Here is a 12,176-nt window from a genome sequence, read left to right on the forward strand (position 1 = left end):
CTTTAAAAATTGAAGCTGACAATCGTGTTTTTCCTGAAGCAAATACAAGTCAGGCAATTATAGATTGCTTTCAAAACGCTGTTGATAACTTAGGAATTAAAGTGTTAACAAACTGTGGTGTAAATTCGGTTTCTCAACAAGAAAATAAATGGGTTATCAACACCAAAGAACAAGTTTTTGAAGCAGATAAATTAGTAATCGCTGCAGGAAGTTCTAAAAAAGTGTGGGAGTTGTGTGAAACTTTAGACCATGAAGTTATAGAACCTGTTCCGTCTTTGTTTACGTTTAATATCAATGATAAACGTTTGGTAGATTTATTAGGGACTTCAGTTCCAAACGCAACAGTTACCATTTCTGGAACAAAATTAGAGGCTTCCGGACCTTTGCTAATTACACATTGGGGAATGAGTGGACCTGCAGTTTTAAAATTATCCGCCTTTGGCGCAAGAATTTTAGCAGACAAAAATTATCAATATAATGTTGAGGTAAATTGGTTGTCTAGACCAACTGATAAAGTTTTAAATGTTCTTTTAAACTTAAAAAAGAAAGAGCCTAGAAAAACGGCAATTTTAAAATCTCCATTTGCTGAGGTTTCTAAAAGATTGTGGGAACGTTTTGTGCTCGCTGCAGGAATTAGTGCAACTCAAAATTGGGCAGATTTAAATAATAATCAACTAGAAGGTTTAGCAAATCAATTAACCAAAGGAGTTTTTAACGCAAACGGAAGAACTACTTTTAAAGATGAGTTTGTAACCGCAGGAGGAATCGATTTAAAAGAAATTAACTTTAAACGTTTTGAAAGTAAGAAACATGAAAATCTGTTTTTTGTAGGTGAAGTTTTAAATATTGATGCTGTTACTGGAGGATTTAACTTCCAAAATGCTTGGACAAGTGGTTTTATTTGTGCGAATGCTTTGGCAGAAGATTAGTAAAATATAAATTTTATAACCGTGTCATTCCGAATGAGGAATGAAGAGGGGGCTCATCATAATTATAATGAGATTCCTCAATCGCCTAAAAAGGCTCATTTCGGAATGACATTCTGAATATAAATAATAATATAGAAAACATAGTTTTTATAAGCTATGTTTCTATGTGGTAAAAGACAATAATTATGGCAAGAGCAGAATCTAACGAGTTTAAAAACGGAACAAAAGCACCAGATTTCAATTTATTAAATACGGTTGATGATACTTTTCTTTCTTTAGAAAAAGCGAAAGGAGAAAAAGGAACCGTAATTATGTTTATTTGTAATCATTGTCCGTTTGTGATTCATGTAAATACTGAGTTGGTAAAAATGGCGAATGAGTATCAGCAAAAAGGAATTAATTTTATTGCGATTAGTTCTAATGATGTAGAGAATTATCCGCAAGATTCACCTGATTTGATGACGCAATTGGCAAAAGATGAAAACTATCCTTTTCCGTATTTATATGATGAAACGCAAGAAGTAGCAAAAGCATATGATGCTGCTTGTACTCCAGATTTTTATGTTTTTGATGAAAGTTTAAAAGCCGTTTATCACGGACAATTAGACGATTCTAGACCAGGAAACGGAAAGCCAGTAACAGGAATTGATTTATGTAACTCTCTAGACAATTTATTAGAAAATAAACCAGCTTTAGAAAACCAAAAACCAAGTATGGGGTGTGGAATTAAATGGAAATAGTATTTATTAGATATCATTATTTACTTCAATCCAATATCCATTGGGATCTTGAAAATACACTTGTAGAATTCCATCATTTCTAACATAGTCTTTGTTTGTTGTACCGATCCAATCGGAATACTCAATTTTTAATTCTTTTAAATGTAGTATAAATGTGGCAATATCTGTGGTTGATAAAGCAAAATGTACAGCTTTATTCGTTTTAATGATCGCATCAGGACGAGGAATTATATGAAGTTGTTTTCCTTCCCCAAGAGATAACCATCTTGTCTTTGAATTAGAAGCAGTATTTTTAATTTCTTTTAGTTGAAGTACTTTTTGATAAAACGCTATAGATGTATCTACATCTTTTACAGAAAGGGCAATATGATTAAATATAAAAGGTTGCATTTATAAAGTTTTATGAGGGGTTTACTTTTCCTAACAACAAAACTAATAAAGAATATCTAATTTCAATTGACGTGCCTCTTTTATTTTAATCAAATTCAATATAGTTTTTTACATCAATTTTCAGGGAAACATCAACGAACTAATGGGTGTTGAGTACTTTGTAAATAAGAACGAATCTTACTTTGTGTATATGAATAAGTAAGATTCGTTATTATTTTAAGGGTATTATGCAGCTTTATTTTGTTGCTGATTTTGAAGTAATGAATTAATTACTTTGTTCCATTTTTCTATAGAATCGAATTCGTTACCAGGTTGAAAATTAATATCTGAATTATAAAATTCAAGAACAATACTAGGTTTGTTTTTACCAATAACGTTCAGTTTTAAGTTTAATTTATCTAGTGTTGTTTCGTTCTTCCCTATAGATTTACTGATGTTATTTATCTCGCTGTTTTTAATAGTGTTAAGATCTATAAATTGAAGATTAACTTGCTCTTTTGTTTTTTGTAAAAATGAAATTGCATGTTTATTTTCATCTAAACCAATAGCATAACACTCACTAATTTCGTGTTCTGTAATTTCAGAATTATGCTGTTTTGCAAACTCTATCAACGAGTTTAATACTTTTTTTTCTTTATTTTTTTTGTTTCTATTTGTTAATACAAAAGGTAGTGCACATAATGCAATACATATTACTCCTATTATTATTGTACCTAAATCCATTTTATGTTTTTTTAATTTTTTTGATATACTGGTTTTTATATGAAACGGGTATCCGCAACATATCAATGTTTTATTTTAACTACGCAAAAGGTAGTTGTTAGTAAATAAAATAAAGGGTTACCAAAAATTATGGAAGGGAAAAATAAGATCAGACTTTCGTTGTCTAATCAGGGTGTTTTCTAAGTAGTTTTTATACTGTTTAAACTTAGAATTAAACTCTTGTTTAGTCGTATAAGAAATTGCTAATAAATCGTCTGAAGACAATTTAAAATTGGGTAATGAAAAATCTATTGTTTCAGAAACTAAGTTTTCTGATTGTTGTGTATGCGCATGAAATACTTTAGAAGCTGTAACTAAATAGGTAAGCTGTTCTGTATCCTGTTTTGCATTTTGCGCGCTAAAATAAGATGTTGTATTTGCAGAAAGATACATCCCAGAACAATAAATTGAAATGAGTAATAGTACTTTTAGTATTTGGTGTTTCTGCTTCATTATTTTTTGCCATACAAATTATGACACTGCAAAATTAGTTAATTTTATAATAGGAAAAATAAAAAAGTGTATTTGTTGTATAATAATTAACTATTCTAAAAAAAAATGCAACCAAATGAAATATAACATTGTTGCATTTTTTAAATATATTAATTTCCTTTAACAGCTGAAATCATAGCCAATTGTCTAGCTTGATCATCTTCCCTTTCTCTCTTTTCTATCTTGTCAATTTTTCTATATATCTCGGCGTTATGTCTTTCAACTTTTCCAGAAATTGTAAAAAGATCTATTAATGCCCAAATTCCAAGTCCACCGAATGTAAACCAGAATAATAATTGAATTCCCCATTTTCCTAGATAAGCGTAATGTGTACCAAATACAAATAAGAAAAGTAAATAGGCAGTTCCGCTTGATTTAATTTGAGATTGAAGTAAGTGTTTATTCATTGTTTTTAATGTTAAGTTATAATTATCACAAACTTAACTTCTCTTAAAGTAAAAATCTTACGGTTTTCCGTAAGGTGTCTTTGTTTTTTTAAGAAAACGAAATTATCCAACTTCTCCTCGATGCGGTTTTAAAGCATCTCTATAAACTTTAATATCTTTTTCATCTACTGTAATGAAGGCAGAAAATAACATAGGATTTTTTTCTTCAATATCTATTTCAAAGAAAGTTAAGTTTTCCATTTCTGCAAACTCTTTTAAGTGAATAGTATGATGTTTTGCTGTTTGTGCTGCATCTGGACCTCTAAAATCCCATAATAATTTTATTTTTCTAGACATTTATTTGTTTTAATGGTTGATGAAAATGAATAACTCGCCACTTTCAAAAGTAATTTTAATCTCGTTATTAGTTGCTTTGTTTCTTGTACCAATTCTTTCTCCGAAAGATAAATCTTCTTTTTTTAACGGATATTGCAATCCTTCTGTACTGATGTTTGTAGCTGTAGGGAAAGGAACCAAAGAAACCATTTTGTTTGTACAATTCGAAATTGAAGTGTTTTTATCAGCTAAAAAATAACGACTATAATCATCAAAAAAAGTAAGCTGTAATTTGTTTTTCCACTGAATTGTTGTGTGCAAGTTTCCTAAAAAATGATCTTGTTCTTTTCCGCTTCCACCATAAATATCAATGTTTTTGTAGCCTTTATCAAATAGAATTTTTAGCATTTTATCAAAATCTGTAAAATCTTGATTCGGAGTATGAATAACCTCTATGTCATTTGGTAAATTTTCTAGAGAGTCAAAATCGCCACTAATAAAATGAGGTGTAGTATTTTGTTCTTTTAAAAACTGATACGCGCCATCTGTAGCACAAATAATTTCATATTCGTCTAAATCAGGGAGTGTTTTTGGCGGTTCTCCGTTTAACAATAGAAAGACAGTTCCTTTTTTCATGGATGCAAAAATACCCATTTCAAAATTAATGAAATGGGTGTTTTGAAAGTGATTATTAGGGTTTATTTTTCTTTTATAATAAGTCCGATTATTCCTAATCTGGCAATTAAAAAAATTGTCATACCAATTATTGTTGGTGTTATGGAATATTTGAAACCTACTGCTAGAACACCAGCTGATGAGTCTGTAGCAATAGCAACCATTTCGAATATCCAAAACAATTCTTGAAAAAGACACCCAAATCCAAAAACTAGAGCAAAAAGACTTATTTGTTTAACAAGTTCTCTGTTTTTCTGTGTATTATTTTTAATGCTTTTTATAAGTAAAATGATAGTAATAATAAAAATGATAATTAATGGGATTATAAATAAAGGATATCCGTTTGTGATTGTTTCCATAGTATATGTTTTAAAGTTCGTTTTTAAAATAGTAAGAATGTTTGTTCTTATAATATAATTGAGACCAGTGGATAGTTTTTAATTTGTTTTTACTAAAACTGTTTTTTTTGTTTATTCTTTTTTCATCCAAGTAAGTGCAATTACACCTAATCTGCCAATAAGAAAAATGATAAAACCAAATATAACTGGTGTAATTTCGCATTTTAAGCCTATTCCTAAGACCTGGTGAGATACATCATTCGCTATTGCAATCATAGTAAACATTTGGTACAAACCAATAAAAAGGTTTAAAAAACCAAATACAAGTGCAAATAAACTGACAGATTTAATGAGTTCCCTATTTTTTTCTGAATTTATTTTAAAACCCTTCATGACTAAGAAAAGTGTTAAAAGTAAAAGAATAATTAAAGGAATCATAAATGTATTGCCTCCATCGATAATATATTTCATAATATAAGTTTTTAAATTCGTTTCAAAAATATTGGTAATGTTTGTTCTTAAAATATAATTGAGACGAGTGAATCCTTTTTACTTGGTTTCTACAAAAAACAGGTAGTTTTAGTATAAAAAGTGTCAAATTTGCTTTTTAGAGATTAAAATAAGTAATCCGTCGTTAATTATCCTAAAAATTAAATCTTTATTTTTATTTTGTAACATATGCAAAAAGAACTGATTTTAGTCTTAAAAAAAATACCAATACATTTTTTATGTTGGATGCTTGTTTGGTTTTTCTTCAAAAGTTTTTTTAGTGTAGGTTCATCAAACAAAGCTTTTTTATTTTGGTTTTCTTCTCTTTTAAGTATTGTAACATTAATTACTGCATATGTTTTTGTATATGATTTAATTCCTAAATATTTATTAAAAAAACAATATAAGAAATTTGTTCTTTATACTATTTATTCAGGTGTTTTTGTTGCTACAACTATTTTAATGATAGAAGTAGTTGGGTTTGTGTTTTATTTTAATTTAGAATTTCAAAAAATGCCAGCATTAACTACAAATCCTGCTGTAATTTTGATTTGTGTTTTTTTTATAGTTGTTCTGGCAAGCGGTTTAAAAATATTAAAACACAGTTATAAATCGTTAGATGAAAAAAAGACTTTAGAAAACAAATTTTTACAAACTAAGTTAGAGTTAAAGGAGCAAGAATTAAAGTTTTTGAAGATGCAAATTCATCCGCATTTTTTGTTTAATTCTTTAAATACAATTTATGGTTTTGCAATCGCTAAAGCGGATGAAGCGCCAGAAATGATTTTAAAATTATCTAATTTACTAGATTATATTTTATATCAAGTAGAAAAGCCAAAAGTACTATTAGTAGAAGAGGTAAATCATTTAGAAGATTATATTTCTCTAGAAAAAATGCGTTTTCACGATACTTTAAAGGTGAGTTTTAAAAAGGAAAATATAGATGATGATTTGCAAATTCCGCCTATGTTATTAATTCCGTTTGTAGAAAATAGTTTTAAACATGGTTTTGCTGCTAACGGAATTTTAAAAGTTGACATTCATCTTAAAATAGATGCTAATTATTTGTTTTTTGAAATAGAAAATTCATCCAAAGAAAAAGAAGATATAAATGCCGGAATTGGGTTAGAGAATATTAAAAAACGTTTAGAAATGTTGTATCCGAAGAAACATCAACTAAAAATTATAGATAAAAAAGATGCATTTAAAGTGTCTTTAAAAATTGAGTTTTAATAATATTGTCATTTCGACCTTTTAGGAGAAATCACATAAGGTTGCTAATTGTTGTGTTATCATTATTATGTGACTTTTCAATGCTTCGAAGTAACAAGTTTTGAAGGTTTTTTTCAAACAGTTTGTCATTCCGACAGAATGAGGTACGAATGACGAGGAATCTCATGCTTTCTAATCTAAAAATAAATAGCTAAAAAATGAACCAAATTACTTGTGTTATTGTTGATGACGAACCCGTTGCTAGAAAAATTATAGAAACTTTTGTAGCTAAAATTCCGAATTTAACTTTGGTTAAAAGCTGTAAGAATGCCATGGAAGCTTTTGATGTTTCTAATTCAAATAGCATAGATTTATTCTTTTTAGATATTAATATGCCCGACGTTTCTGGTTTGTCTCTGGCAAAATCCATCAACAAAAAATCTAAGATTATTTTTACAACTGCCTACAGAGAATATGCTGTGGATGGTTTCGATTTACAAGCGGTAGATTATTTATTAAAACCAATTGCATTCGATCGATTTTTACAAGCAGTAAATAAATTTTTTGAAACTAAGGTAGCTATTACACCTAAGCTTGATGTTGAAGAAACGACAGTAAAGAATAACTATATTTTTGTAAGATCAGATCGTAAAATGGTCAAGGTTATTTTTGACGAAATTCTATATGTAGAAAGCTTATCGGATTATATTAAGATTTATATAAAAGACAAGGTTTTAGTAACGAGAGAAACCATTTCTAATTTAGAAGTAAAATTACCTTCACATCAATTTTTAAGAATTCACAGATCTTATATTATCAATTTAAACAAAACAGACTCGTACACTAATGAGTTGGTTGAAATTGAGAAAAAAGCCATTCCTATTAGTAGAACCTACAAAGAAAATGTACTTAAAAAGTTAACTGAAAATTCTTTGAAATAGTTTTATCTTTGGTGCAAAATCAAGACGTTTGGATACAGCACAATTTATTTCGAAATCAAATAACAATTCAGTAGAAAAAGCAAGTTTTACCTGGCAAACACCAAGTAATATTGCGTTGGTAAAATATTGGGGAAAGAGTAATCCGCAAATACCAAAAAATGCTTCTATTAGTTTTACGTTAAACAATTGTCATACCATTACTACCATTGATTTTGAGAAAAAGCGTAATTCTGATGAGAATCTGAAACAAGTTCAGATTGACAAGAAGGTAGATTTCGATTTATTTTTTGAAGGAAAACAGAAAGATGCGTTTAAACCAAAAATTGCAGAATTCTTTACAAGAATACAAGAATATTGTCCGTATATATTTGAATATAAAATGACGATTAATTCAGAGAATTCTTTTCCGCATTCTAGCGGAATCGCATCATCTGCAAGCGGATTAAGTGCTATTGCAATGTGTTTAATGAGTTTAGAAGCGGAGTTAAATCCTGATTTATCAGTAGAAGAAATCAATAAAAAAGCATCATTTTTAGCACGTTTAGGATCTGGTAGCGCAAGTAGAAGTATAGAAGGCCCAATGGTTGTTTGGGGAAATCACCCAGAAATTGAAGGAAGTTCAGATTTATTTGGAGTTCAATTTCCTTATAAATTACATTCAGTTTTCGAGAATTATCAAGATGCAATTTTGTTAGTAGATAAAGGCGAAAAACAAGTTTCTAGTACCGTTGGTCATAATTTAATGCACAATCATCCGTATGCAGAAAGTCGTTTTACACAAGCTAATGATAATTTAGGTAAAATGTCAGCAATTCTTCAAAATGGAGATATAAAAGCATTCGTTAATTTAGTAGAAAGTGAAGCGTTAACATTGCACGCAATGATGATGACTAGCAATCCATATTTTATTTTGATGAAACCAAATACCTTAGAGATTATCAATAAAATTTGGGAGTACAGAAACGAAAATGATAGTAATATCTGTTTCACATTAGATGCAGGTGCAAATGTGCACGTTTTGTATCCGGAGAATGAAAAAGAAAAAGTAAATCATTTTATAGAAAATGTACTTTCTATATACTGTCAGAAAAATCACTATATTTATGATTCTGTTGGACTTGGCGCTAATAAAATGTAATTTATCAGAATTAAAACTATTTAAATGAATGCTTTTATAAAGTTAGTATCCATAATAATTTTTCTTTTTACAGTATCTATTTCCGCACAAAAAACCACTTGGTTAGATGGTCAGTTAAAAGAAACAAACCAAGCGAAATCTGTTTATTATACAGTAAATTCTAGTAATGCTAAAGAAGTAATTTATTTTTATAAAAGTGGTAAGGTTTTTAGAAAAATAGGATATTCTAAAGGGAAGTATGATGGAGCTTTTTCTGAGTTTTATGAATCTGGAGAATTAAGAACATCCGGAATCTATGTAGAAGGTTTAGAGGAAGGTGTCTGGAAAACGTATTATAAAAACGGTAAGAATCAAGAAAAAGGAAAATATACTAAAGGGGAAAAAGTTGGTGTCTGGAAAACTTTTTACAAGAATTTTTAATAAGGTTTTGTTAATTTATTAATTCGTATTTTTGCAACACTATAAAAAAGAAAAATGAAAGGACCATTATTTTATGCTAAAATCTTACTCTTCGGAGAATATGGAATCATTAAAGATTCTAAAGGTTTAGCAATTCCGTTTAATGCCTATAGAGGAGCGTTAAAAACGTCATCAAATTTATCTGGAAATCGTAAGGTCTCAAATGAAAATTTAGAACGTCTTTGCAATCATTTATCTGCTTTAAAAACAGATTTAGTTTCTTTTAATTTAAAAGATTTAAAAGCTGATATAGCTAACGGAATGTACTTTGATTCTTCTATACCACAGGGTTATGGAGTTGGTAGTTCTGGTGCTTTAGTAGCTTCTATTTATGATAAATATGCAGAAGATAAAATAACGGTTTTAGAAAACTTAACAAGAGAAAAGTTGTTAAAGTTAAAACAGATCTTTTCTTTAATGGAATCTTTTTTTCATGGTAAAAGTTCTGGTTTAGATCCTTTAAATAGTTACCTAAGCTTGCCTATTTTAATCAACTCTAAAGATAATATAGAGCCAGCAGGTATTCCTTCTCAAAAACAAGGAAAAGGAGCTGTTTTCTTATTAGATTCTGAGCAAATAGGAGAAACAGAGCCTATGGTGAACATCTTTATGAATAAGATGAAAAACGAAGGTTTTAGAAAAATGATAAGTGAAGAATTTGCAACAACAACAGATGCGTGTATTGAAGATTTTTTAGGAGGAAACGTAAAATCGTTGTTTGGGAATGTAAAATCTTTATCTAAAATTGTTTTAAAGAATTTTAAACCGATGATTCCGGATGCTTTTCATAAAGTTTGGGAAAACGGAATTAAAACGAATGATTATTACCTGAAACTTTGTGGTTCTGGTGGTGGTGGTTACATTTTAGGTTTTACGGAAGATTATGAAAAAGCTCAAAATAGCCTTAAAGATTATAAGTTAGAACTGGTTTATAGATTCTAAATGTATGCTTAGTTTTAAAGTCAAAAAATCTATTTTTAAACTTTTAAGCTTGGTTTCTGTTATCAGGGGTTATAATATTCTTGTTTTAGTTTTAGCACAATACTTAGCAGCTATTTTTGTTTTTTCGCCTAAAAAATCCCTTAGAAATATTATTTTTGATGTTGACTTGTTATACATTGTACTCGCAAGTGTATGTGTTGTGGCGTCTGGTTATATTATTAATAATTTTTATGATGCAAAGGTAGACCGCATTAACCGTCCTTTAAAAGCGGGTTTAGATAATTATGTAAAGCAGTCTACTAAATTAAAGCTTTATTTTACTTTAAATTTTTTAGGTTTTATTTTTGGTTGCCTAATATCTGTTAAAGCAGCGTTGTTTTTTGCTATTTATATTTTTGCTATTTGGTTTTATTCTCACAAGCTAAAAAAGTATCCTTTTACAGGTTTAGTTTCTGCCACTGTGCTTACCATACTTCCCTTCTTTGCCGTGTTTGTGTATTTTCAGAACTTTTCTAAAATCATTTTTGTACATGCAATTTTCTTGTTTTTAGTACTTATGGTAAGGGAATTGCTAAAGGATTTACAAAGTATGAAAGGGGCAATAGTAAATAATTATGAGACATTTCCTGTATTTTATGGAGAAGTAAGAACAAAACAATTATCAATATTCTTATTAATTTTAACACTATTTCCTATTGTAGCTTTGTTTAGTTATCCTGCTTTAAGCTACATGAGATATTATTTTTACTTTGCTTTATTTGTTCTTGTTTTTCTAGGCTTTTATTTATGGAATTCTTCCGAAACGAAACATTATATATTAATGCATAATGTTTTGAAAATCTTACTTTTAATAGGAGTTTTCTCTTTAATCTTTATAAAGCCTGAACTAATTGTAGAAAAAGTAATAGACCGATTGAATTAAGGTTTTTTTGTGTATTTTTGCAAAAATTTTTAAGTAATGAATTCAAATAAAAACTCGTCGAGAGGACGACAAGAAGGTAAAAAAAGTACTCCTTTAAGTAGAAAGAGCAAACCTGTAGCAAGAAAGGCTCCGAAGAAAACTTTTACCAAAATTAAAGAAGCTCCAAAGGCTAATAATGATGCCTCAGGAATCCGTTTAAACAAATACATAGCAAATTCTGGTGTATGTTCTCGTAGAGAGGCAGATACTTATATAGAGCATGGTAGTGTAGAAGTAAATGGAAAGCTGGTAACAGAAATGGGGTATAAAGTTCAGCCAGACGATATTGTTCGTTTTGATGGAACTTCTATTACACCAGAACAAAAAAAATATATTTTACTGAATAAACCTAAAAACTACATTACCACAATGGATGATGATAGAGGTAGGAAAACAGTAATGGAATTGATAGCAAATGCATCAAAAGAGAGAATTTACCCTGTTGGTAGATTAGATAGAAACACAACTGGTTTGTTGTTGTTTACAAATGATGGTGATTTAGCTAAGAAATTAACGCATCCAAAACACAATGTTCGTAAACTATATCACGCTTCTCTAGATAGAAAATTAGAGTTAAAAGATTTAGAGAAACTACGAGGAGAAGTTATTATTGAAGGTAGAAAAGTATTTATTGATGCTGTTTCTTATGTAGATGGGCAACCAAAATCGGAAATTGGTATTGAAATACATTCTGGTAGAAATAGAATTGTCCGTAAGATCTTTGAACACGTAGGTTATAAGGTAAGTAAGCTAGATAGAGTTGTTTTTGCTGAATTAACAAAACGAAACTTACCGAGAGGTAGATGGAGAGAGTTAACTAATTTAGAGGTTACCAATCTTCAAATAATGAAATAGAATAATTAAAAATCCAGCTTTTAGCTGGATTTTTTTTTACCATATAATCATGTTGTATTATGTTTATAGATAGTTAATCTGTGTCCTTTAATTAGGTTCAGGTTGATAAGGTGTCTGTTTACACTATAAAC

At 29.2% G+C, this 12,176-nt stretch carries 17 protein-coding genes; 9 read left to right on the forward strand and 8 right to left on the reverse strand.

What is annotated here, in order from left to right; all coding sequences use genetic code 11:
• On the forward strand, nucleotides 1-929 hold a 929-nt coding region (locus GQS58_RS07125; protein WP_240914576.1), incomplete at its 5' end, for an aminoacetone oxidase family FAD-binding enzyme.
• A gap of 185 nt (nucleotides 930-1,114) precedes the next feature.
• Nucleotides 1,115-1,669, forward strand: a complete 555-nt coding sequence (locus GQS58_RS07130) for a thioredoxin family protein (RefSeq protein WP_166384321.1) — start codon at nucleotides 1,115-1,117, stop codon at nucleotides 1,667-1,669.
• 6 nt (nucleotides 1,670-1,675) lie between these two features.
• On the opposite strand, the gene GQS58_RS07135 is transcribed toward GQS58_RS07130, so the two are convergent.
• The 8 genes from GQS58_RS07135 to GQS58_RS07170 all read right to left on the reverse strand — a co-directional run bounded on the left by GQS58_RS07135 (nucleotide 1,676) and on the right by GQS58_RS07170 (nucleotide 5,519).
• Nucleotides 1,676-2,059 carry a VOC family protein gene (locus GQS58_RS07135; protein WP_166384323.1) on the reverse strand — a complete coding sequence of 128 codons (384 nt, stop codon included), beginning with the start codon at nucleotides 2,057-2,059 and terminating at the stop codon, nucleotides 1,676-1,678.
• Between the two features lie 225 nt (nucleotides 2,060-2,284).
• Entirely contained in the window at nucleotides 2,285-2,782 is a 498-nt protein-coding gene (locus GQS58_RS07140) for a hypothetical protein (protein WP_166384325.1), read from the reverse strand.
• Between the two features lie 117 nt (nucleotides 2,783-2,899).
• The gene (locus GQS58_RS07145; protein ID WP_166384327.1) at nucleotides 2,900-3,274 is read right to left on the reverse strand and encodes a hypothetical protein; all 375 of its coding nucleotides are present in this window, start codon (nucleotides 3,272-3,274) and stop codon (nucleotides 2,900-2,902) included.
• Between the two features lie 149 nt (nucleotides 3,275-3,423).
• Entirely contained in the window at nucleotides 3,424-3,720 is a 297-nt protein-coding gene (locus GQS58_RS07150) for a TM2 domain-containing protein (protein WP_166384329.1), read from the reverse strand.
• A 102-nt stretch (nucleotides 3,721-3,822) separates the two neighbouring features.
• Nucleotides 3,823-4,056 (reverse strand): hypothetical protein, encoded by a 234-nt coding sequence (locus tag GQS58_RS07155; protein WP_166384331.1) that lies wholly within the window; start codon nucleotides 4,054-4,056, stop codon nucleotides 3,823-3,825.
• A 9-nt stretch (nucleotides 4,057-4,065) separates the two neighbouring features.
• A complete protein-coding gene (locus GQS58_RS07160; protein WP_166384333.1) occupies nucleotides 4,066-4,671 on the reverse strand; it encodes a thiamine diphosphokinase in 606 nt (201 codons plus the stop codon).
• A gap of 62 nt (nucleotides 4,672-4,733) precedes the next feature.
• Complete coding sequence (locus GQS58_RS07165) at nucleotides 4,734-5,069, reverse strand: hypothetical protein (RefSeq protein ID WP_165733783.1); 336 nt, start codon at nucleotides 5,067-5,069, stop codon at nucleotides 4,734-4,736.
• Between the two features lie 111 nt (nucleotides 5,070-5,180).
• The gene (locus GQS58_RS07170; protein ID WP_166384335.1) at nucleotides 5,181-5,519 is read right to left on the reverse strand and encodes a hypothetical protein; all 339 of its coding nucleotides are present in this window, start codon (nucleotides 5,517-5,519) and stop codon (nucleotides 5,181-5,183) included.
• Nucleotides 5,520-5,726: 207 nt separating this feature from the next.
• Here GQS58_RS07170 and GQS58_RS07175 point away from each other — a divergent pair, with 207 nt between their 5' ends.
• From GQS58_RS07175 to GQS58_RS07205, 7 genes are all read left to right on the forward strand, one after another.
• Nucleotides 5,727-6,770: a sensor histidine kinase gene (locus GQS58_RS07175; protein ID WP_166384337.1), complete on the forward strand. Its 1,044-nt coding sequence runs from the start codon at nucleotides 5,727-5,729 to the stop codon at nucleotides 6,768-6,770.
• 197 nt (nucleotides 6,771-6,967) lie between these two features.
• On the forward strand, nucleotides 6,968-7,690 hold the full coding sequence (locus GQS58_RS07180; RefSeq protein WP_166384339.1) for a LytR/AlgR family response regulator transcription factor: 723 nt from the start codon (nucleotides 6,968-6,970) through the stop codon (nucleotides 7,688-7,690).
• 28 nt (nucleotides 7,691-7,718) lie between these two features.
• Nucleotides 7,719-8,828, forward strand: a complete 1,110-nt coding sequence (locus GQS58_RS07185) for a diphosphomevalonate/mevalonate 3,5-bisphosphate decarboxylase family protein (RefSeq protein ID WP_166384341.1) — start codon at nucleotides 7,719-7,721, stop codon at nucleotides 8,826-8,828.
• A 24-nt stretch (nucleotides 8,829-8,852) separates the two neighbouring features.
• Nucleotides 8,853-9,248: a toxin-antitoxin system YwqK family antitoxin gene (locus GQS58_RS07190; protein WP_166384343.1), complete on the forward strand. Its 396-nt coding sequence runs from the start codon at nucleotides 8,853-8,855 to the stop codon at nucleotides 9,246-9,248.
• 54 nt (nucleotides 9,249-9,302) lie between these two features.
• The gene (locus tag GQS58_RS07195; protein ID WP_166384345.1) at nucleotides 9,303-10,229 is read left to right on the forward strand and encodes a mevalonate kinase; all 927 of its coding nucleotides are present in this window, start codon (nucleotides 9,303-9,305) and stop codon (nucleotides 10,227-10,229) included.
• Nucleotides 10,230-10,278: 49 nt separating this feature from the next.
• Complete coding sequence (locus GQS58_RS07200; RefSeq protein WP_317168366.1) at nucleotides 10,279-11,151, forward strand: geranylgeranylglycerol-phosphate geranylgeranyltransferase; 873 nt, start codon at nucleotides 10,279-10,281, stop codon at nucleotides 11,149-11,151.
• A 36-nt stretch (nucleotides 11,152-11,187) separates the two neighbouring features.
• Nucleotides 11,188-12,045: a pseudouridine synthase gene (locus GQS58_RS07205; RefSeq protein ID WP_166384349.1), complete on the forward strand. Its 858-nt coding sequence runs from the start codon at nucleotides 11,188-11,190 to the stop codon at nucleotides 12,043-12,045.
• Nucleotides 12,046-12,176 lie beyond the last annotated feature (131 nt).

This window comes from Polaribacter sp. 11A2H (assembly GCF_011379025.1).
Classification (GTDB): domain Bacteria; phylum Bacteroidota; class Bacteroidia; order Flavobacteriales; family Flavobacteriaceae; genus Polaribacter.